General features: G+C 62.6%; 23 protein-coding genes and 1 riboswitch. Of the genes, 13 read left to right on the top strand and 10 right to left on the bottom strand.

Annotation, left to right across the window (positions count from 1 at the left end; genetic code table 11):
• The first annotated feature begins 107 nt into the window (after positions 1–107).
• From KFF05_05915 to KFF05_05900, 4 genes are all read left to right on the top strand, one after another.
• Positions 108–446, top strand: coding sequence for a hypothetical protein (locus tag KFF05_05915; protein UTW52895.1), 339 nt, complete (start codon positions 108–110; stop codon positions 444–446).
• A gap of 30 nt (positions 447–476) precedes the next feature.
• Entirely contained in the window at positions 477–1,340 is an 864-nt protein-coding gene (locus tag KFF05_05910) for an alpha/beta hydrolase (protein ID UTW52894.1), read from the top strand.
• Between the two features lie 78 nt (positions 1,341–1,418).
• Positions 1,419–1,895 (top strand): tellurite resistance TerB family protein, encoded by a 477-nt coding sequence (locus KFF05_05905; protein ID UTW52893.1) that lies wholly within the window; start codon positions 1,419–1,421, stop codon positions 1,893–1,895.
• 7 nt (positions 1,896–1,902) lie between these two features.
• Positions 1,903–2,676, top strand: a complete 774-nt coding sequence (locus tag KFF05_05900; protein ID UTW52892.1) for a DUF4126 domain-containing protein — start codon at positions 1,903–1,905, stop codon at positions 2,674–2,676.
• A gap of 105 nt (positions 2,677–2,781) precedes the next feature.
• On the opposite strand, the gene KFF05_05895 is transcribed toward KFF05_05900, so the two are convergent.
• The 5 genes from KFF05_05895 to KFF05_05875 are packed head-to-tail and all read right to left on the bottom strand — an operon-like array spanning position 2,782 to position 6,774.
• Positions 2,782–3,738 carry a D-2-hydroxyacid dehydrogenase gene (locus KFF05_05895; GenBank protein ID UTW52891.1) on the bottom strand — a complete coding sequence of 319 codons (957 nt, stop codon included), beginning with the start codon at positions 3,736–3,738 and terminating at the stop codon, positions 2,782–2,784.
• Positions 3,739–3,761: 23 nt separating this feature from the next.
• On the bottom strand, positions 3,762–4,844 hold the full coding sequence (locus KFF05_05890; protein ID UTW52890.1) for a mandelate racemase: 1,083 nt from the start codon (positions 4,842–4,844) through the stop codon (positions 3,762–3,764).
• Positions 4,841–5,650, bottom strand: a complete 810-nt coding sequence (gene fetB, locus KFF05_05885) for an iron export ABC transporter permease subunit FetB (GenBank protein ID UTW52889.1) — start codon at positions 5,648–5,650, stop codon at positions 4,841–4,843. Before fetB ends, KFF05_05890 begins: the two co-directional genes overlap by 4 nt.
• Positions 5,647–6,234 carry an ATP-binding cassette domain-containing protein gene (locus tag KFF05_05880; GenBank protein UTW52888.1) on the bottom strand — a complete coding sequence of 196 codons (588 nt, stop codon included), beginning with the start codon at positions 6,232–6,234 and terminating at the stop codon, positions 5,647–5,649. The genes fetB and KFF05_05880 overlap by 4 nt, the downstream gene beginning before the upstream one ends.
• Positions 6,235–6,288: 54 nt before the next feature.
• The gene (locus KFF05_05875) at positions 6,289–6,774 is read right to left on the bottom strand and encodes a thermonuclease family protein (GenBank protein ID UTW52887.1); all 486 of its coding nucleotides are present in this window, start codon (positions 6,772–6,774) and stop codon (positions 6,289–6,291) included.
• A gap of 106 nt (positions 6,775–6,880) precedes the next feature.
• A riboswitch (TPP riboswitch) is annotated at positions 6,881–7,021 on the top strand.
• Positions 7,022–7,107: 86 nt separating this feature from the next.
• On the opposite strand from KFF05_05875, the gene thiC reads away from it, so the two are divergent.
• Together thiC and KFF05_05865 are read left to right on the top strand one after the other, a co-directional pair.
• Positions 7,108–8,952 (top strand): phosphomethylpyrimidine synthase ThiC, encoded by a 1,845-nt coding sequence (thiC, locus tag KFF05_05870; protein UTW52886.1) that lies wholly within the window; start codon positions 7,108–7,110, stop codon positions 8,950–8,952.
• Between the two features lie 203 nt (positions 8,953–9,155).
• Entirely contained in the window at positions 9,156–10,097 is a 942-nt protein-coding gene (locus KFF05_05865; GenBank protein ID UTW52885.1) for a hypothetical protein, read from the top strand.
• A gap of 213 nt (positions 10,098–10,310) precedes the next feature.
• On the opposite strand, the gene KFF05_05860 is transcribed toward KFF05_05865, so the two are convergent.
• Together KFF05_05860 and KFF05_05855 are read right to left on the bottom strand one after the other, a co-directional pair.
• Positions 10,311–10,892 (bottom strand): thiamine pyrophosphate-binding protein, encoded by a 582-nt coding sequence (locus KFF05_05860; GenBank protein UTW52884.1) that lies wholly within the window; start codon positions 10,890–10,892, stop codon positions 10,311–10,313.
• Positions 10,893–10,909: 17 nt separating this feature from the next.
• Positions 10,910–11,431, bottom strand: coding sequence for a phosphonopyruvate decarboxylase (locus tag KFF05_05855; protein ID UTW52883.1), 522 nt, complete (start codon positions 11,429–11,431; stop codon positions 10,910–10,912).
• Positions 11,432–11,621: 190 nt separating this feature from the next.
• Between KFF05_05855 and KFF05_05850 the strand changes: the two genes are divergently transcribed.
• The gene (locus tag KFF05_05850) at positions 11,622–11,954 is read left to right on the top strand and encodes a hypothetical protein (protein UTW52882.1); all 333 of its coding nucleotides are present in this window, start codon (positions 11,622–11,624) and stop codon (positions 11,952–11,954) included.
• Positions 11,955–11,980: 26 nt separating this feature from the next.
• Here KFF05_05850 and KFF05_05845 read toward each other — a convergent pair whose 3' ends face one another.
• Positions 11,981–12,907, bottom strand: coding sequence for a hypothetical protein (locus KFF05_05845; GenBank protein UTW52881.1), 927 nt, complete (start codon positions 12,905–12,907; stop codon positions 11,981–11,983).
• A 261-nt stretch (positions 12,908–13,168) separates the two neighbouring features.
• Between KFF05_05845 and KFF05_05840 the strand changes: the two genes are divergently transcribed.
• From KFF05_05840 to KFF05_05820, 5 genes are all read left to right on the top strand, one after another.
• Positions 13,169–13,645: a hypothetical protein gene (locus KFF05_05840; protein UTW52880.1), complete on the top strand. Its 477-nt coding sequence runs from the start codon at positions 13,169–13,171 to the stop codon at positions 13,643–13,645.
• Between the two features lie 87 nt (positions 13,646–13,732).
• Entirely contained in the window at positions 13,733–15,325 is a 1,593-nt protein-coding gene (gene guaA, locus KFF05_05835) for a glutamine-hydrolyzing GMP synthase (protein UTW52879.1), read from the top strand.
• 37 nt (positions 15,326–15,362) lie between these two features.
• Positions 15,363–16,667 carry a hypothetical protein gene (locus KFF05_05830; GenBank protein ID UTW52878.1) on the top strand — a complete coding sequence of 435 codons (1,305 nt, stop codon included), beginning with the start codon at positions 15,363–15,365 and terminating at the stop codon, positions 16,665–16,667.
• A gap of 59 nt (positions 16,668–16,726) precedes the next feature.
• Positions 16,727–17,308 (top strand): hypothetical protein, encoded by a 582-nt coding sequence (locus tag KFF05_05825; GenBank protein ID UTW52877.1) that lies wholly within the window; start codon positions 16,727–16,729, stop codon positions 17,306–17,308.
• A gap of 289 nt (positions 17,309–17,597) precedes the next feature.
• Positions 17,598–17,867 carry a hypothetical protein gene (locus tag KFF05_05820; GenBank protein UTW52876.1) on the top strand — a complete coding sequence of 90 codons (270 nt, stop codon included), beginning with the start codon at positions 17,598–17,600 and terminating at the stop codon, positions 17,865–17,867.
• 34 nt (positions 17,868–17,901) lie between these two features.
• On the opposite strand, the gene KFF05_05815 is transcribed toward KFF05_05820, so the two are convergent.
• Together KFF05_05815 and KFF05_05810 are read right to left on the bottom strand one after the other, a co-directional pair.
• A complete protein-coding gene (locus tag KFF05_05815; GenBank protein ID UTW52875.1) occupies positions 17,902–18,387 on the bottom strand; it encodes a hypothetical protein in 486 nt (161 codons plus the stop codon).
• A gap of 8 nt (positions 18,388–18,395) precedes the next feature.
• Positions 18,396–18,950 (bottom strand): response regulator, encoded by a 555-nt coding sequence (locus KFF05_05810; GenBank protein UTW52874.1) that lies wholly within the window; start codon positions 18,948–18,950, stop codon positions 18,396–18,398.
• Between the two features lie 234 nt (positions 18,951–19,184).
• Here KFF05_05810 and KFF05_05805 point away from each other — a divergent pair, with 234 nt between their 5' ends.
• On the top strand, positions 19,185–21,056 hold the full coding sequence (locus tag KFF05_05805; GenBank protein ID UTW52873.1) for an ABC transporter ATP-binding protein/permease: 1,872 nt from the start codon (positions 19,185–19,187) through the stop codon (positions 21,054–21,056).
• The last annotated feature ends 11 nt before the right edge of the window (positions 21,057–21,067 follow it).

Genomic DNA, 21,067 nt, shown 5'->3' with positions numbered 1-21,067 from the left:
CCAGTAGGCCCGTTGCAGGACCATCGCTGCATCGCTCGCCGATGCAGACATTCCCCCACCTTTCCGCTAAAAATTCTCAACAAGGCCCAACACCCAGGGAGCACGCCATGAGTTCCTACGAAGACGACCTGCGCCGCCAACAGCAGTTTCTGCGCAAGGCTGAGTTGCTGATTTCCCAGGCCAACCGCGAAATCATCGGCCCAATGATTCCCGAAATCAATGAAGCCCGGGTCATCAATTTCGCCCGCGCCGTCGCCCACCTTCGTGGCCGCTACCTGCAGGCCTCATTCAACATTTCCAATGTCGCCGAGGGTGAAGCGCCCTCCGACGCCGAGATCACCAATCTCCGCAAATACCGCGACATTTACGAAGAAGCGCGGAAAGCTTATGAGGAACTAACCCACGCCATCGAGCGCGGCTACATTCACATCTCCGAAAAAGACTAACCCCTTAATAAAAGGCCGACCACTTTCATCATGGACCACGCAGCCCTCGCCCAAGACGTGGCGGCCCTCGCCGCCAAAGCTCAACGCATCGAAACGCCGGGCCCCAACGGCCCCTGTATCTGGCACCGCTGGGAAGGCGGCGGCCCGACCCTTGTCCTGCTGCACGGCGGCTGGGGATCGTGGACCCACTGGTATCGATCCATTCCCCTGCTGACGCCGCATTTCACCGTGCTGGCCGCCGACACGCCGGGATTCGGCGACAGCGGCGCCCCACCCAAGCCGACGTCGCCCGACGACATCGCCGATATTCTCGTCGCCGGTCTGGACCAGCTTGTACCGGCGGGCGAAACCTTCCACCTGGCCGGGTTTTCCTTCGGCGGCCTGATCGGCAGCGTCGTCGCCTCGAAAACACCCGGTCGCTGCCGCAGCTTCGTCATGGTCGGGGCCAGCGGCTTCGGCGTGCTGCACGCACCGCCCCAGGGTACGGCCCTGGCCGAGGACGGCATGACCGACGACGAAATCGACGAATTACAGCGCCGCAACCTGCAGATCCTCATGATCCGCGACTCGGCCAACATCGACGATCTGGCCGTGCATATCCATCGCCGCAATCTGGAGCGCGGACGCATCCGCTCGCGGCCGATCTCGCTGACCGACCGGCTGCTGCGCGCCCTGCCCGACATCAAGGCTTCCATGGCCGGCATCTGGGGTGAATACGACATCACGGTAAAGGGTCAAGAAGGCCTGGATAAGCGCAAGGACATCATCCGCAGTTTCCAGCCCGACGCCCCCTTCCACATCATCAAGGGGGCCGGCCATTGGGTGATGTACGAAACGGCGGAGGAATTCGCCGATACCTTGATAGGCACCTTGAAGACCCTCGCCCCCTACTGACCCGTCCATAAGCCGTTGCCTCATCCCCACCCCTCGGCCAATAATCGAGACGAGGGAAGCAACGGAGGCATTTAAGTCATGGCGGGCGTGCTCGACACCCTGACGGATTTGTATCGGGAGCAGATGGCGCGGCACCAAAACCGCCCGTTCCTGGAGGCCGTGATGTCGGCGGCCGCCCTGGTCTGCGCCGCCGATGGGCAGGTGACTTTTCCCGAACGCATGCGCCTGGACCAGATTGTCGAGGCCATCAAGCAGTTGCAGGTGTTCGACCCCCACGAAGCCGTCGACCTGTTCAACGATTACACGGCGGAAATCCAGGACGATCCGAAAACAGGGCGCGAGGCAGCCTTCCGGCGCATCGAACCCGTGGCCGACAATCCCGAAACGGCGTCGCTCATCCTGCGTGTCTGCATGGGCATTCTCGAGGTCGAAGGCGAAGACAACCTGACCGAACAGATCGAGGTCGTCAGCCTGTGTTCGCGCCTAGGCATCGAGCCGAAGGAACTCGGTCTTTACGTGGATGACCTCCCCAACATTCCCGACGAAAAGGCATGAGCCCCGCATGGAACCGTTGACCGCCCTCGCCGTTGCCCTGGGCTCCGCCTGGGGCAGTGGGCTGAACCTGTACGCCACCGTGCTGATCCTGGGCGGGCTGGATGCCTTCGGCGTGATCTCACTGCCGGACAGCATGGCCGTACTGTCCTCGACCTGGGTGCTGGCGGCGGCGGCACTGCTATATTTCATCGAATTCTTCGCCGACAAGATTCCCGGCCTGGATTCCATCTGGGACCTGATCCACACCTTCATCCGCATCCCGGCGGGCGCCCTGATGGCGGCGGGCGCCGTCGGCGGGCTGGATTTCATGAACGCGGAACTGCAGACCGTGGCGGCCCTTCTGGGCGGCGGCATGATTGCCGCCGGGACCCACGCCGCCAAGGCGGGATCACGCGCCGTCATCAATACCTCACCCGAACCGTTCTCCAATTGGGGCATGAGCCTGCTTGAGGATGTGATGGTGTTCGGCGGCCTGGCGCTCGCCGTATTCAACCCGGTCGCCTTCCTGATCGGCCTCGGTCTGTTCGCTTTGCTGGTGATCTGGCTGGTGCCCAAGATATGGCGCGGCATCCGGCGGTTCTTCGGCGGCTACAAGGATCCGGAAACCCTGCGCCATCCCAAGCCGGGCATGGCGGGCATGGGATCGGCGGGCTTTTCCGGCGGCCCCGGCGACTGGGCCCCGCCTGACGGCAGCGCCACGGCGGAAGCCCCCGCCACCGGCACGACCGACGTCGCCAAGCGGCCCGCAACGGACGTGGATTTCTCCGACAAGAAGGACTAGATCCCGGAGACCAGTTGCCCTCCACAACCGCAACCTTCCCGTCACCCCCGGGCTTGACCCGGGGGTCCCCGTGGATGGCCGGGTCAGGCCCGGCCATGACGACGTCTAAACGACGTTGGTCGGCGTCCCGTTCTTGAAGTTCTCGATGTTCTGAATCAACTGTTCCGCCATGGCCTCGCGGGCCGTGTTTCCGGCCCAGGCCGTATGCGGGGTCAGGATGAAATCGGGCCGGCCGACCAGGGCCATGAAGGGATGATCGGCGGGCGGCGGCTCGCTTGACACCACGTCGATTCCGGCCCCGGCGATCAGGCCGTCGGTCAAGGCCTGAACCAGGGCGTCCTCGTTGATCAGCCCGCCGCGGGCCGTATTGATGATCAGGGCTGATTTCTTCATGCGCTTGAATTCGTCCAGCCCGATCATGTCCCGCGTTTCCGGGGTCAGCGGGCAATGCAGGGTCAGCACGTCCGCCGTCTCGATCGCCTCGTCCCAGGGGATCAGGGGCGCTTCCGGCGCGGCATCACCCTTGCGTCCGACGAACACGACCTCCATCCCGAAGCCGCGGGCGATCGTCGCCACGCCCTGCCCGAGCGAGCCGCGCCCGACCACGGCCAGCCGCGTGCCGTAGAGATCGCGCAGTTCATGGGTGAAGAAGGTAAAGGTGCCGGCCTGCTGCCATTTTCCCGCCGCAACATCCGCGAGGTAGCCGATGATCTGGCGGCGCAGGGTCAGGATCAGGCCGAAGGCATGTTCCGGCACGGAATGTTCCGCGTATCCCCGCACGTTGCAGACGGTGATGCCGCGCGCCTTGGCGGCCGCCAGGTCGATGATGTCGGTTCCCGTCGCGCAGACGGCGATCAGCTTCAACCCCGGCGCGGCATCCATCTCGGCGGCACCCACCTTGATCTTGTTGGTGACCACGATGGCCGCGTCCTTGATGCGGGCCGCGACCTCGCCGGGTTTGGTCTCGTCATGGTCGATCCACTGATGGGCGAAGGCGGGCGGGCGCAGCACCGTGCCGGGGGCAAGGGACCCGTGATCAAGGAAGACGATGGTATCGGTCATGGCGGGAACTTTCAGGCTGGGGATCACACCCCATACTTATCGACGGCCCGGTCGTTCCATTCAATGCCGATGCCGGGTTTTTCCGCAGGATGGCAATGGCCGTCGGTCACGGGCAGCGGTTCCAACAGGATCGGTTCGGCCCAATCGACGTATTCCAGCCAGTGGCGGGTCGGCGTCGCCGCCAGAAGGTGCACGCTGACTTCTGGATACAGGTGGCTCGACAGCGGCAGATGCGCCGCCGCCGCCAACTTGGCCGCCCCCAGCCAGCCGGTGACGCCGCCGATCTTGCCCGCGTCGGGCATGAAGTAGTCGCAACCGCCGGCAGCCATGCATTTCGCCATCTCGCCCGGATACCAGCAATTCTCGCCCGTCTGGACCGGTGTCTTCACCACGGCCCGTAGCGCCGCATGGCCGTAGAAGTCGTCGTAATGAACGGGCTCTTCCACCCAATACAGGTTCACGGCCGCCAGCGCCTTGACCCGGCGGATGACCTCTTCGACCTCCTGGCTTTGGTTGTAGTCGCTCATCAAGGGCACGTCGGGGCCGATCGCCACCCGCGCGGCCCGCGCGACGGCGACGTCTTCTTCCAGCGTCGGATAGCCCAGGCGCAGCTTCACGGCAGCGAAGCCTTCATCCAGAAGGTCCCGCGCCTCCTTGGCCGCCGCCTGCACGCCGATCATGCCCAGGCCCTTGGAATTATAGGCGGGCGTCGCCACCGGATCAGCGCCGAGCAGTTGGTACAGCGGCTGACCTTTATCCTTGGCGGCGGCATCCCACAAGGCCATGTCGAGGCCCGAGATCGCCTGCCCCGCTGCCCCCTTGGCCCCGGCCAGGCGGGTCATGGCCATCAGGTCCGCCTGCACCGCCCGGGGATCGAGCGGTTGGCCGATAATGCGCTCGCCCAGGACCGCGTACATGGCCATCAGCGGCTTGAGCGCCCAGGCCTGATAGGCGAAGGAATAGGCGCGGCCGGTGATCCCGCCCGAGGTCTCGACATCGACCAAAATCAGGGGCGCCTCAGATACCACGCCCCCCGCCGTGGCCAGCGGCCGGCGCATGGGCACGACCACAGGGCGCGCGCGGACGGCGGTGATGGTGTCGGTCATTGGTCGGATCCTTCTATTCGGTCCAGGCGCAGGCGGTGGCGTGGATCGGTGATGCGCCACACGGCGGCATAGATCGCCATGACGGCGCCGATGCCCGTCGCCCCGCCGATCAGGAACATCACCAGCAATTGATATTTCACGGCCTCGACCGGGTCGGCCCCGGCCAGGATCTGGCCCGTCATCATCCCCGGCAGGGACACCACCCCCGTCGCCGCCATGGAATTGATGGTCGGCATCAGCGCGGTCTTGAGGGCGCGGCGAATGAAGGGACGCAGCGCCACCTGGCGCGGAAAGCCGAGGGCGATCTGTGCCTCCACGGCCCAACGTTCGCGGACCACCGTGTTGAACAGGGTGTTCAGGCCCAGGCTGATCCCGGTCATGGCATTGCCCAGGATCATGCCCAGAATGGGCACAGCATAGCGCGCATCCCACCAGGGATCGGGCTTGAGCTGCGTCGTCAAGGCCAGGCAGGTCACGGAAATGGCGGCGAAGGTCATGGTCGAGACGCCGATCCCGTAGGACCACCAGCCGGTCAGCTTGCGGTCCTGGCGGTTCATGATCTCGTAGCCGGCGAAGCCGACCATGATCCCGACCACGCCGAGCGTCAGCCAGGGTGACTGCTGTGCGAACAGGGCCTTGAGGACCAGGCCGACCAGCAGCAGCTGCACCGTCATGCGCACGGCGGCGATCACCAGCGAGCGGGTGATGCCGAGGCCGAGCCAGATGGACAGCCCGCCGTTGATCACCAGCAGCAGAGCCGCCAGGGCCAGGTCGATCGCCGATAGGGGAATGGCCTGACTGGTCATGCGGACAGCCTGCCGTCGGTCATGGTCAGAAGCCGCTTGCCGAGCCGCGCCGCCTGATCCTTGGCATGGGTCGCAATGATGACGATGCCGCCGTCCATCAGGAAATCGTGGATGACGCCTTCGACCAGCGCCGTCGCCGCCTGGTCGAGGGCGCCTGTGGGTTCGTCCAGCAGCAACACGCGCGGGCCCCGGTCGAAGGCGCGGGCGATGGCCAGGCGCTGGCGTTCGCCGGTCGACAGGCGCGACACCGGCCAGGACAGGGCATCCGCCTTGAAACCAAGGCGCTGCAACACGCCGGTGACCGCCTCCGGGTCCTCGAAATGATCACCCACGTGGTCTTCCCACCAGCCCGATTCCGGGCCGACGTACATCACCTGCCGCCGCCAATCAGGGCCGGTCATGGACATGCGCTCGTGACCGTCCAGGGTGATCTCGCCCTCCGCCGGGTCAAGGTCGGCAAGCGCCCTTAACATGAGACTTTTGCCCGAACCGGATGGCCCCATGACGGCGATGCAGTCGCCCGCGTCCAGGTCCAGGTCGTCAACCTGTACCAGGTGCGCGCGAAGATTTCGGATCGACAGCATGCAGGGATATTAGGGGTCGGCCCGTAGCCTGGCGACAGAATAATCGGCAGCGGATTACCTGCTGCCCGTCTCCCATAAACCACGGCGCTGGGCCCGGGCCTGGGCTTCATGACCGGTATAGCGTTCGGTGACCGCCGCGTTCGCCTTGGCAAAGCCGTTGGCGACCATGTACTGACCGATGTCGTCGTCGCCGACGAAGCACTGCGCCACCAGAACCCCGCCGAACTTGCTTTCTTTTTGCTCGCAGCGGATCTCGCTGGTCTTGACCTTTTCTTGCAACTGCGCGGCGGCATAGAGGCCGCAGCGAATCATCCGGCCCGAGGGATGCGGGCACAGTTGATCCAGGCCGAAGGCAGTGATGCCCCAAAGATCGACGATCTGGCCCTCGATGCATTTCGTGTGGCGGCGCGTACCGCCGATCATCAGCGTATCGCCGTCCATCACGCAGGCACGCCCCTTCAGCCCCCCGTCATCGCCGTCGGGCGAACAGGCGAACACCAGGAATAGCAGGCAAGCCGTTACGACCAAACCCTTTTTCATGGCGCGATTTTACCAGAATCCGGAATAACCCGCGATATCGTCGTAAAGACAGGCCCGCCCGCGGGCGGAATCCCTTGACCTTGCCCGCGTTAACCCTCAGATTCCCCCTGTTCCGACGGGGGGCCCCGATAGGGGGCTGAGATTCCGACGGCCGCGCCGTAGCCAAACTGGCGAAGGCGGGCAACGCGGTGACCCTTCGAACCTGATCCGGAGCAATACCGGCGTAGGGAACGGAACCCCCAAAGGGGCTCTTCTATTCTTTCTCCCACGCGCCGCTATCCGCCGGATCGCTTGAGCGACCATTTGATAACGCGACCTTGGGAGTCCTGATCCATGAACGTCATCCGCAAGCCCACCACCGGCGATGTCACCACCGGGCCGCTGCCCGCGTCGAACAAGATTTTCGTCGAAGGCACCCTGCCGGGCGTGCAGGTGCCCATGCGCGAAATCCACGTCCACGAAAGCGCCATGGAAGCGCCGACGGTGGTCTACGATACCTCCGGCCCCTACACGGACCCCAACGCCTATATTGATATCGAGGCCGGCCTGCCCAAGCTGCGCCAGGAATGGATCGAGGCCCGCGGCGACACCGAGCCCTATGACGGCCGCGACGTGAAGCCGGAAGACAACGGGAACGTCGACGACGACCATCTGGTCCCCGAATTTCCCGTGCGCAACGCGCCGCGCCGCGCCAAGGACGGCAAGGCGGTGACACAGATCGCCTATGCCCGCCAGGGCATCATCACCCCGGAAATGGAATTCATCGCGATCCGCGAAAACATGCTGCGCGAGCGCCTGCCCGAAGAGGTCCTGAAAAAGGCCCGCGACGGGGCGGAAAGCTTCGGCGCCGAAATTCCCGATTTCATCACACCGGAATTCGTCCGCTCAGAGGTCGCCCGCGGCCGCGCCGTCATCCCCAACAACATCAACCACCCGGAAACGGAGCCGATGATCATCGGCCGGAACTTCCTGGTGAAGATCAACGCCAACATCGGCAACTCGGCCGTGACGTCCTCCGTCGCCGAAGAAGTCGACAAGATGGTGTGGTCGACCCGCTGGGGTGCGGATACGGTCATGGACCTGTCGACGGGCCGCAACATCCACAACATCCGCGAATGGATCATCCGCAACTCGCCGGTGCCGATCGGCACGGTGCCGATCTATCAGGCGCTGGAAAAGGTCGACCGGGCCGAAGACCTGACCTGGGAAATCTACCGCGACACGTTGATTGAGCAGGCCGAACAGGGCGTGGATTACTTCACCATCCACGCCGGCATCCGCCTGAAGCATATCCACCTGACCGCCGATCGGGTGACCGGTATCGTCTCACGCGGCGGCTCGATCATCGCCCAGTGGTGCCTGGCCCATCACAAGGAATCGTTCCTCTACGACCATTTTGAGGACATCTGCGACATCATGCGGGCCTATGACGTGTCGTTCTCGCTGGGCGACGGCTTCCGCCCCGGCTCCTCCGCCGACGCCAACGACGCGGCCCAGTTCGCCGAACTGGAAACGCTTGGCGAGTTGACCAAGGTCGCCTGGGAAAAGGACTGCCAGGTCATCATCGAAGGCCCCGGCCACGTGCCCATGCACAAGATCAAGGTCAACATGGAAAAGCAGCTGGAAGTCTGCGGCGAAGCCCCGTTCTATACGCTTGGGCCGCTCGTCACCGACATCGCCCCCGGCTACGACCACATCACGTCGGGCATCGGGGCGGCCATGATCGGCTGGTACGGCACGGCCATGCTGTGCTACGTGACGCCCAAGGAACATCTGGGCCTGCCCGACCGCAACGACGTCAAGGAAGGCGTGATCACCTACAAGATCGCGGCCCATGCCGCCGACGTCGCCAAGGGCCACCCGGGGGCCGCCGCCCGCGACGACGCACTGTCCCGCGCCCGCTTCGAATTCCGCTGGGAAGATCAGTTCAACCTCGGCCTCGACCCGGACCGGGCGCGCGACTTCCACGACCAGACGCTTCCGAAAGACGCCCACAAGACCGCCCACTTCTGCTCCATGTGCGGCCCCAAGTTCTGCGCCATGGAAATCACGAACTTGGTTCGTGATTATGCGAAAGAAGGCATGGATGAAATGAGCGAGAAGTTCAAGGAAGAGGGCGCGGAGCTCTACAAGGAAGACTACCTGGACAAGAAGGCAGCGGCGGGCGACGACGACTAAGCCATCCGCGACGCCCTGGCGTCCATTACCAAGTCAGCGCCCGGGATAGCCCCGGGAATAATGGGTGCGTGCCTCCGGCACGCACCCGCATGGCGCCCCTGGGTCTGAACAGGCTCAGTTTTCGGGTGCTGATTTCAAGGCGGAGGACATGCCACTTGGCCTCCTAGATTTAAGGTCTCACGCCCAATCGAGTTTCAACATATATGAAGCGAGGCAACGCAATGTCGGCTGGAGACGACCCATATCAAACACTTGCTGCCAAAGCATTCGGCGTGGAGAACGCTTTTAACTTATATGCGCTGGATTACGTTCACATGCCAGCATGGGCGATCTACGAAAAGGAAATGATTGCTGAAATTCAAGATACTATCGACCTTTGTCACATCTATTTGATTGGCCAAACTCCTAAAATCTCTCTTACCTCTGCCCATCAAGAAGACACGACGTTAGTTGTGTCATTGGAGTATCTCGGAAAAGCGCATCAACTTTTTTACCCGTTAGACGACGGGATGGAAGTGTGCAACGAAGACGGTTACTACTTTGTTCGCGATGCAATTGGTCAGAGGTTTTTCCCAAGTACCGAAGAAATTTCAAAGCGCCTTAGCATGGAAACGTCTGAAATTTTTTTTCAGGTCCAGTATATAGGCCAATCCTTGGGCAAAGATGGGAAGCGGAACGCTCATGACCGTTTATTAAAACACGAAACGTTGCAAAAAATTTCTCTCCAAGGTGCCAAGGATGGATATCACCTTGTCCTCCTAATGTTGGGGATCGCGGATAATCGGGTAATGACGGTATTCAACCCTTTTGCCAAAAACATTGACGACGACGATGAGAGAATAGCTGCTGGACTAGATAAATTATACGATACAACATTACACGAACGAGTTACTTTGTTCGAAGCATCTTTAATCCGGTACTTCAAACCTCATTTCAACATAGAATTCAAAAATAGTTTTCCTTCAACAAATATGAAGGTTTTACAGGATTGCTATGATAAAGATTTCACAGCAATAACTGCTGAGATCATAATAGATGAGCTTCCATTTCAACTTTGTTCCGATGCTGTAGCTCCAGCACACACCCATACTGCCTTCCACCATCTTCACGATGATGAATCCAGGAAGGCATTCTTCTATCTATAATTTCACCCGCTTAATGTCTTTCACGAGCGAAGCACATCGCGACTACCCCCACCATGGCCAGCCAAACGCCTCACCGCAAAATCCTGTCGATAGACGGAAGAAGCCCGTTCATGACTTCGGTCAATGTAGCCGAATGAAGAGTTCTATTCGCTCGGGTGGTGATAAAAAAGCCGGGCATTGCCCGGCCTTTTCTTTGTATCTGTCATCTGGCAATCAAGCCCCGAGATAAGCATTCCGAAACGCGATCCGGCATTCCGCCGGGTTGAAGTTGCGTTTGAAGGCCGTGGGGTCGCCGGGGAGCACGCGGCACCACAGAAAGCGGGGGCCGGGCTGGTTGCGGATGAAGTCATGGGCATCCGCGATCTGGTCGGCGGAGGTGATTTCCATCACGCTGGGGATGCCCGAGCCCTGGGCGATCATGGCGAGGTTGGTGCGCTGGGCCGTGTGGCCTTCCTGGCCGCCGGTTTCACCGTGGGTGCCGTTGTCGATGCAGACGATGGTCAGGTTGGCCGGGGCCTGCGTCGCCACCGTGTTGAGGGAGCCCAGGCCCATCTGCAATTCACCGTCGCCGGTGATCACGGCGACCTGCTTTTCCGGGGCCGAGAGCGCCATGCCCAGGCCCGTGGCGACGGCCGAGCCCATGCAGCCGGCCATGGTGAACAGGTTCGGGCCGTCGTTGGTCAGCCCGGCGGCATCCTTGGACGAGCCCGCCAGGCCCGAGACGAACAGCCAGTTGTCCTTGTCCGGGAACAGGGGGGCCAGAAGGTCGCGGCGGTCGAGGGTAATGCTTGCCATGATATGTCTCTCCCCTATCAGAACGCTTTGGCGCCCAGGAATTTCTGGGTCAGGATCAGGGCCGCCCCCTGGTTGTTGCGGAAGGCGGCGTTGATGGCGGCTTGGGCGGCGGCCTCGAGCTCGTCACGGCGGTCGACGTGGAACACCATCACGCCCATGGCCTCGAAAATCTTATCGACGGCCTGCCCCATCGGGTACTGCCAGGGGTTCTGCTCCCCATAGTCGCCGCGCATGGAGACCATCATCAGGCAGGGGAAATTGCCGCCCTTGGAAAAGCTGAGGTAGTTGGGGCAGTTGCCGACACCCGACGACTGCATCATCAGCACCGACTTCTTGCCCACCAGATCGGCGCCCGCTGCCATGGCGACGCCTTCTTCCTCGGTGGTCAAAAGGACCAGCCGGGTTTCGTTGTCTTCCTCGGCCAATTCGGCCAGGCGCGCGTTGCCGGCGTCAGGGATATAGGTGAACAGGTCCACGCCCGCGTCCTTGAACTGACGGAACAGAACCTGCGACCACTCGTCGTGGGGATGCTTGGACATCTTTTGTATTTCCTCCCTAGTCCGGCTTAGGCCGGTTGCGGGCGTTTTGGCCGCCCTTTCATCATCATTGTATACAATCCCGACGGGCCGGACGGAACCCCCCTCGTGGCCCGCATCACCTATCCGGTTTCCGCCTGCGCCCACCCGCGCTACCATGGGGCGTCGATCACATAAAAATCGGGAGCCCCCCATGAAACGCCTGCTCGCCGCCCTGGCCGTCGCCGCCCTGATCTTTGCTCTGCCCGCCACGGTCAGCGCCCATGACACGGGCAAGCTGCACTTCCACGGCGAACAATTGGGCCAAGCCCCGGGCCATGTCTGTTTCAGCAACTGCATCGAACAGAACGGTGCGGACGCCAAGGCCTCCTGCGCCATGCAATGCGGCGTTGCGGGGAATTCGGGATCGGGCATGGGCCAGGGGCAGAAGGACTGCGGGGCATTGTTCAAGCAATGCCGCAAGGCCTGCGGGTCGGACAAGGCCTGCCAGACCCAGTGCCGCGAAGCGCGCAAGCAGTGCTATTAGGCTAAGACAGCCCGCGCCCCCCGGCCCTATTTGCCGGACAGGATTTCCTTACAGATCACCGCCAATTCGCCCGTGGCGGCGTCGTTCAGGGGCTGACCGTTGAAAGTCATGGCGCCGGTGTTGATGTTGAAGCGCACGGTGCCGACATTCAGTTCCATCCCCGCACTTTTCGCTACGGTTTCCCGCGCCGATAAGGCCGCCGCATCGGCGGCGGTCGAGGCCGAGGCCGCCGTCGCGGCGGCCGTGACGGCGGTCTGATCATCGGCGCCGGAGACATAACCCGCACTTTCGGCCGCGCTGAGCGCCGCGTTGGCGCCCGACAGAGCCGCCGACACATCGTTGGCGGAGGCCGCGTTCTGGGTCGCCGTGTAATAGGACTGTGTGGCGGAAAGTCCCGTCTGCGCCGTCTCGGCGGCGGCGGTCGCCGTGGCGGCGGCTTCGGCCAGGGCCGCGTCATTGGGTGCTGCGGCGGCGGCGGTCGTGGCGGCCTCGGCGGCGGCGGCGGCATTGTCGTAGGTGGTCTGGGCGGCGGCCAGGGATTGTGTGGCCGACGACACGGCAGCGTCCGTCGCGGCGGCCGATTTTTCGGCGGCCAGGGCGGCGGCCTTATCCGCCGCCAACTGATCCTCCGCCCCGCCCAGATAGGCGGTCAGGTCCTTGGTCACGTTGAATTCGAAGACGTCGGGCAGCACCATCTTGAAGCCGCCCGACAGATCCGCCGGGGCCACGGCCTTGCCGCGCGCGTCGACGCCCGGCTTGTAGGCGACGTCGCCGCTGGGCTGATGGCGGAGCACCCGGCGGCAGTCCCGTTTGGTGATCCGTGCCTTGGCGGCAGGCGGCGGCGCTTCCGAAGCGGCCCCCGGCGGGGTTTGCGCGGCGGCGGGGCCGGCCGACAGAACGGCCGCCAGAACGGCGGCCGCCAGCGAACAGGATGCGTATCTTAATGCCGTCATGTCCATGTGTCCGTTGCCTGTCCCTGGCCCGATTGCGGCCATTTTCCCCGGATCCCGTATCGATTCCGTTAACGCCGAACGCCCCTGCCGCGCTGCTCGGCACAAGATATATGGGCGTGAATTCAATAAATTACATCATTGAGCGGCACATCCCTGAAAAAGGGGCGGCAACGTTCATGATTGAGTGATAATATTAACCATACCCTCCCATTGGATGCTTGGTGGATGCGTAGGGAGAGGCATGGATAAAGGGGAGCAACGGTGAACCTCTATGTTGCAGGGGCTGCTCTTGGCGGCACGATGACAGCGGCCGTCGCCGCCGTTTGGATTCTCGGTCCGGGCGGCTCGATCGACGGCGTCGGCGCGCAATCGGCAGCGCGCCTCGGCCAGGTCTATGACATGCAGGTCTCGCCCTATTTGGCGCGGGTCGATTACCAGGGCGGATCATCGGCCCTGGTGCCCATTTCCATCGCCTTCCGGGTGACCGACAAGCAGGCGGGGACCGAGTTCTGCCGTGACCTCGCGCGCATCCAGATGGAAGTCAAATCCTTCATGCAGACCAATGTGCGAGGGCCGTTCTCCTGGCCGAACATCGCCGCATCGGGCCTGGACAAGAAGCTGGCCGACCGCGTCAACAGCGCCCTCGGCCGCCATGTTGTCGACCGTGTGTTCATGGCCGCAGGCGACCAAGGCGTGGGCGAACGCCCGGTCAACTGCGCCCGCCTGGCACGCATGTAGCCCGGCGCCTTCCGCAACCGCATTTTTCCGACGTATCAGGACATCTCCGGGCGTGACTCACGGGTGGGTTCGCGATAGAAGCACCCCATGTCTCAGGCATCACACAGCGATCTTCACGCGGAAAAAATCCTGATCGTCGATTTCGGCTCCCAGGTGACGCAATTGATCGCGCGCCGGGTCCGGGAATCCGGCGTTTACTGCGAAATTCACCCCTTCAACAGCGTCGACGAAGCCTTCATCAAGGCGTTCGGCCCCAAGGGCGTGATTCTGTCGGGCGGGCCGGCCTCGGTCCACGAACAAACGACGCCCCGCGCGCCCCAGGCCCTGTTCGACGCGGCCTCGGCCCTGGGCAGCCTGCCCGTGCTCGGCATCTGTTACGGCGAACAGACCATGGTCGCCCAGACCGGCGGCGAGGTCGAACCCTCCAACCACCGGGAATTCGGCCGCGCCTTCATCCAGGTGACCGAGGATTGCCCCCTGTTCGCGGGCGTCTGGGCCAAGGGCGAAAAGCATCAGGTGTGGATGAGCCACGGCGACAAGATCATCCGCGTGCCGGACGGGTTCCGCCCCGTCGCCGTGTCCGACGGCTCGCCCTTCGCCGCCATCGCCCACGATAGCGGGCGCATGTTCGGCGTGCAGTTCCACCCCGAGGTCGTGCACACCCCCGACGGGGCCAAGTTGCTGGCCAATTTCGTGCACAAGATCGCGGGCTGCGCCGGCGACTGGACCATGGCCGCGTTCAAGGACGAAGCCATCCAGAAGGTCCGCGACCAGGTCGGCGACGGCCGGGTGATCTGCGGGCTGTCGGGCGGTGTCGATTCCTCCGTCGTCGCCGTGCTGCTGCACGAAGCGATCGGCGATCAGCTGACCTGCGTGTTCGTCGACCACGGCCTGATGCGCGAGGGCGAGGCCGATCAGGTCGTCTCCCTGTTCCGCGATACCTACAACATTCCGCTTGTCCATCGCGACGCCTCGGACCTGTTCCTGGGCGAACTGGACGGCGTGACCGACCCCGAGGTCAAGCGCAAGACCATCGGCAAGCTGTTCATCGACGTGTTCGAGGAAGAGGCCAAGAACGTCGGCGGCGCCAAGTTCCTGGCCCAGGGCACGCTGTATCCCGACGTCATCGAAAGCGTGTCGTTCACGGGCGGGCCCAGCGTCACCATCAAATCCCACCACAATGTGGGCGGTCTGCCGGAACGCATGGACATGGCCCTGGTCGAACCCTTGCGCGAACTGTTCAAGGACGAAGTCCGCGCGCTCGGCCGCGAATTGGGCCTGCCGGAAACCTTCGTCGGCCGCCACCCCTTCCCCGGCCCCGGCCTGGCGATCCGCATTCCGGGTGCGATCTCGCGTGATAAGCTCGACATCCTGCGCAAGGCCGACGTGATCTATCTGGAAGAAATCCGCAATGCCGGGCTGTACGACACCATCTGGCAGGCCTTCGCCGTGCTGCTGCCGGTGCAGACCGTGGGCGTGATGGGCGATGCCCGGACCTATGATTTCGTCTGCGCGCTCCGCGCCGTGACCTCGACCGACGGCATGACCGCGGACTACTACCCCTTCGACCACGAATTCCTGGGCCGCACGGCCAACCGCATCATCAACGAGGTCAAGGGCATCAACCGCGTCGTCTACGACGTGACGTCGAAGCCGCCCGGCACGATCGAGTGGGAATAGCCGAGCGCGACCGGCCCGCCAACCGGAGCGAACAGTCTTGCCAACGCCCCTCAGAAAGGCTTACGCCGCCGCACCGTTCTGGTTTCTTTCCGCCTGCATAAGCGGTGCCGCCGCAATCGCCGTCTTCGTCTTTCGCGGCGATCTCCTGTGGCTTGAATATCAGCCTGCGACCCTTGGCGAGATTTACGCCCCACCACCCTCTGCAGGGGCCCGCATTTCCGGTTTCGATAAAAACGGCAACCGCCTGACCGTCCTTCTGACCAACGCCGGCATGTGCGGGCGCTGGCGGGTTGTCCGCGGCGACGGCACAACGCAAACCATCGACAGTCCGGTTCCTGTCATCCCCCTCGTGCCGGGCCGCCACATATATCGGGTTGATCCCCAGGATTGCCCCGGTTTGATCATTCCGCGCCCCCTGGAATTCGATATCGCCTTTACGCCGCAGGCCGATGCACCGACAGATGCGCCGCACCCGGATTTGATCAATCTATATCGTGCGCCTCTGGAGGTCGCACAACAGGCCGGCCCCGATTTCACACGCTGGATACCACCGCTTGAGGATTATCCCGCCGCCGACACGGCACAGGCCCAACAATTCCTCAAACGCATCGGCATCACGCCGGACATGACATCGCGTGAGAAAATTACCGCCGTCTCGGTCGGCCTTACAGCGCGCATAAAATCAGGCCAACCTCCCGCCGATCTGGATACCATGTCGCCGATGCAGGTTCTGAATGTGGCCGAGGGAGAAGGAATTCCCCTGTTCTGCCGCCAACGCGCCTTGATGAAAGCCTTTCTGTTGAACGTTGCCGGGGTTCCGACACGATTGGTGTGGTCTGGCCGGACCATCGACGGTGTCCTTATGAGCAGTCATGCGTTCACGGAAAGCTTCGTCGCCGAACAGGGCCGTTGGGCCTACTCGGACCTCAGCCACAATATCGACTATCTGACCGGGTCTGACGGCGGCGTGCTGAACGCCGCCGACATGCTGTTCCTGATTTCCAGCGGCGCCCTATCGGATACGGCGGCGAAATGGCCGACCCAACTCGCCGCATCCGGAGAAGCCCGCGCGCCGCTTTCCGCCGACATTCGCCATAGCTTGGCCGGCGTATTCACACGCAATGCAATCCTGCAATATTGGGGGGCGCATGACCGGTTCGTTCATCAAATAAACCCGCCGTTCGCGACAAAACTGGCATATCGTCTACAGCGCTATCTGCTGGAACCAACGCTCTATATCGGGCTGCAACGCGGCTACACGTTCCATTGGCTGCGCTGGGCAACCATCCTGGCGGCGTTTGTCAGCATCGGCATGGTGCTTGTCCGAACCCGACGCCGATAATCTTCGATTTCGCGTGCCATACCATCGCCATTTCCGACCAATTTCCCTAAAGTCGTTCAATGACACCAATTGAACGGTTCTTAATATTAGGCATCCTGTTTCTCGGCGTCCTGCGGGTGCTCCTCGGCATCATCGTCGACCATCCCTCCGTCGCCCCGCAAGCGGCAGCGCCCGCCATGGATGAGCCGGCAACCGCCCCTGACGGAGCCTACGACTGGAACCCGGCCGCGTTCACCCGGCGCGGCATTCCGGCCAAGTTGACCCTGATGCCGGACGGCCGCGTGCCCGACACCATTCGCCTGACCGACACGCAAAAAGCCTTCGTCTACGCGGCGATGATCGACAGCTACGACAGCGTGCTGACCCGCGCAAAGCGCGATTGCGCCACCGACATGCGTCGCGACATCGTACGCTGGCAGGCACGTCACGCCGCCATCATCACCGACGCGACGCGGATCCTTGATCTGCTGACACCCGGCCGGAACAACGCCCGCCAAGCCCACGACGGCATGCCGCAGGACGTCTTCGCCACACGCATGTGCCCGACCATCGAGCATTACATCCGGACCGGCGCCTACGACCCCCACCCGGAAGCGGTCGACCGCCTGGCCCACGCGGCCCGCAGCACCCCATCCCGCTAACGGAACCTCGCGAATCCGTCCGTTCCGGCGGCCGAAACGGACCGCACCGGCCCCCGCCAGCAGCGGCGCCATGTCTGTTCGTCATGCGAATCTGACAGGCCACATCCCCTCTCTGCGCATAAACACAATATATAGTGCCTAATGGTCATAATTATGCCGCATATACCCTATACGGAGGATATACATACTTAAGGCCTATTGAATATGAGGCCCTGCAAGCGTAGTTATCCACAGGCTCTTGACATGAGAACAAAATAAGAACATTTTGGGAGTCAGATTGGAGTTTGCCATGAACGCCCACCACCAAGCCCAAGCCCTCCCGCAGCCGGACACCGGCTTCGACCAACCCGACCGGGAAACGGTCGAGGTTACCTACTATCCCGTTCTGAAGAACCAGGCGCTCGGTCGCCGCATGACGCGGACATTTGCCGCGCGGCGGGGCGAAAACCCCTTCAAGGCCGCCGAACGGGAACTGGCGCGCCGCTACAAGGTGCGCGACTACCTGATCTTCGACGCCCATCTGGCGCAGACCGGGTTTCTCGAACGGGCTGAATTCTAAGGAATACTCTTGAGGATGCGGCGGCGGGCCGGCGTCAGCCGGCCTGCTGTTGCGCGACCTTGGCGCGGAACATGCCGAGAAGTTCGTGCAGTTCCTTGCTCAGCGCCCCCTGATGGCCTTTCAGGCCCTGCCGGAACACGGCCTTCATGGCCATGATGTGAACGCGAATGACATCAAGATCGCGGGCCTTCAGGCGTGGCCGCCCTTCCAAATACTTGCACATCGAATCACCGACCACGGAAATCAGGGGAAAGCCGAAGCTGCCGCCCTGCCCGCGGGCCTCGTGCGTCATGTCGTAAAGCTGCTTGAGCCGCGCCGGGTCGGCCCGCCCGGACCGTGAGGTCTCGACAAAGGACTGCCAGAGTTTTTCCAGGTCATCGACCGCCCAACCCTGATATTGCCCGATCAGGTCGTCGGCGGCATTCACCGCCTGCAGGATCGCCTGTTCCATGGACGGCCCACCGGGACGAACCTTCTGGCTGATGTGCTTCTGCGGCTTCAGGAAGCGGGTTTCTGCCATGATTGTGCTTATGCCCCGCCGCGTCGTTCTTTGCCGCGAAATTCGCGCCGCTTGGTCGACCGACGATCCGGGCCGAAATATCCGCCCGTGGATTCCACGTATTGGCGCTTGTCCTGCACCGAAGTGACCAAACGCTTGTACAGGGACGCTGCCGAGATCGGCTTGGCCAGAAAGGAATTGATGCCGGCGTCGCGCGCTTCCTCGACCCGCTTCATTTCCGTGTAACCGGTCAGCATGATGATCGGCACAAACCGATTGGGCACGTTGGCGCCCTTGCGGATGCGCTCAACGAACTCCAACCCCGACACCGGCGCCATGTTCCAATCGGTGATGATCAGGTCCGGGTCCATGTTGACCACAAGGTCATAAGCTTCCTCGGCATCCGACGACACCGTGACTTCCTTGATTCCGAATCCTTCAAGGAAGGTGCGCACAAGCTCCCGCATGTGGAAGCTGTCGTCCACCACCAAAATCCGCAATGCGCTGAAGTCGTATCCGTCGCTCATCGATGCTTTATGACCGGCGGATGCCGGGACGCTTTCCCAACTCGTTTCAAGGCTCATGGGCCACTATCCAAACTTTTGCCCCCTAGGGCAATCCTACAGCTTAAACTGACAAAAACCTGAACACCGCGACACGTTTTCGTGGTGCGTTATTTGACTGTTTGTCCAATTGACCCGGCTTATACACGGATTATTCGGCGTTCCTTATATGACTTTAGTCGACATCGTTGCTTGCGATCGGCCCGCGTAAACCCAACTATATGAACCGACTTCTTTTTCAGGATGACACGGCCCATGCGGCGCGATCACGCTGACCCCGCCAATAGCCCCCGCCGGAACGACTGGCAGACCATCAAGACCCTGGCGCCCTACTTATGGCCCCCGGGGGAAACATCCTTGCGTCTGCGCGTCGTGCTCGCGATGGTCTTTCTTGCCGCGGCCAAGGGTGCCAGCGTCGCCGTCCCTTACGTCTACAAGCAGGCGATCGACGCCCTGGACATGAAGGACGGCGCGGTGATCGTCGTGCCGGTCATGATTCTGGTCGCTTATGGTGTCGCCCGCGTGCTGTCCCAGGCCCTGGGCGAACTGCGCGATGCCGTGTTCGCCAAGGTCGCCCAACGCGCCATTCGCCAGGCCGGGCTCAAGACCTTCCGCCACCTGCACCGGCTCAGCCTGCGCTTCCACCTGGACCGCAAAACCGGCGGCGTCAGCCGCGCGGTGGAACGCGGCACCAAGGGCATTGAATTCTTGCTCCGCTTCATGCTGTTCAACGTCGTCCCGACCCTGGTCGAGGTCGTCCTGACCTGCGGCATCCTGTGGTACCTGTTCGGCATTTGGATGGCGTTGGTCGCGTTCCTGACCATCGGCATCTACATCTTCTGGACATTGGCCGTCACGGAATGGCGTATCCAGTTCCGCCGCACCATGAACGACACCGACAACGAGGCCAACACCAAGGCCATCGACAGTCTGCTGAACTTCGAGACGGTGAAGTACTTCGGCAACGAGGATCACGAAAGCAGGCGTTTCGACAAGGCCCTGGCGCGCTATGAGGACGCGGCGGTGAAGTCCAACACCTCCCTGGCCCTGCTCAACATCGGCCAAGGCGCCATCATCGCCGTCGGCCTGACGATAATCATGTGGATGGCCGCAGAGGGCGTGGTTGCCGGCACCATGACCATCGGCGACTTCGCCATGGTCAACGCCTACCTGATTCAGCTGTACATGCCGCTCAACTTCCTGGGGTTCGTCTATCGCGAGATCAAACAATCGCTGATCGACATGGAACAGATGTTCCGTCTGCTTGATGAAAACCCCGAAGTCGCCGACACCCCCGGCGCAGCCCCGCTGGCGATCAAGGGCGGTGAACTGCGGTTCGAGAACGTGTCCTTCGCCTATGATGCCCGGCGCGAGGTTCTGAACGACATTTCCTTTACCGTGCCGGCGGGCAAAACTGTCGCCATCGTCGGCCCCTCGGGCTCCGGCAAGTCGACCATCTCACGCCTGCTGTTCCGGTTCTATGACGTGTCCGGCGGGCGCATCACCATCGACGGCCAGGACGTCCGTGACCTGACCCAGGTGTCCCTGCGCGCCGCCATCGGCATGGTCCCTCAGGACACGGTGCTGTTCAACGACACGGTGTTTTATAACATCGCCTACGGCCGCCCCGGCGCCAGCCCGGCCGAAGTCGAGGGTGCCGCCCGCACGGCGCAGATCCACGACTTCATCATGGCCCTGCCCGACGGCTATCAGTCCACGGTCGGCGAACGGGGGCTGAAACTGTCCGGCGGCGAAAAACAACGCGTGGCCATCGCACGCACAGTGCTGAAGGCACCGGCGATCCTGATCTTTGACGAGGCAACCTCGGCGCTCGACTCGCGCACGGAACAGGACATCGTCCAAGCGTTGAAGACCGTATCCAAGGACCGCACTACCGTCACCGTGGCGCACCGTCTGTCGACCGTGGTTGATGCCGACGAAATCCTGGTGCTGGAAGCCGGACACATCGTTGAACGCGGCAGCCATCCGGACCTGCTGAAGAAAAATGGGCGCTACGCAGACATGTGGGCCCGTCAACAACAGCAGGAAAAGGCCCGCGAGGCCTTGGCCGATGGCGATATGGGCATCAGCATACGCGCCGCCGCTGAGAGCCCGGCGGAGGGATAGAAGAGGACGAA

It is taken from the genome of bacterium SCSIO 12827, from assembly GCA_024397995.1.
Classification (GTDB): Bacteria; Pseudomonadota; Alphaproteobacteria; order Rhodospirillales; family Casp-alpha2; genus UBA1479.
This window is presented reverse-complemented; position numbering and strand designations above follow the sequence as displayed.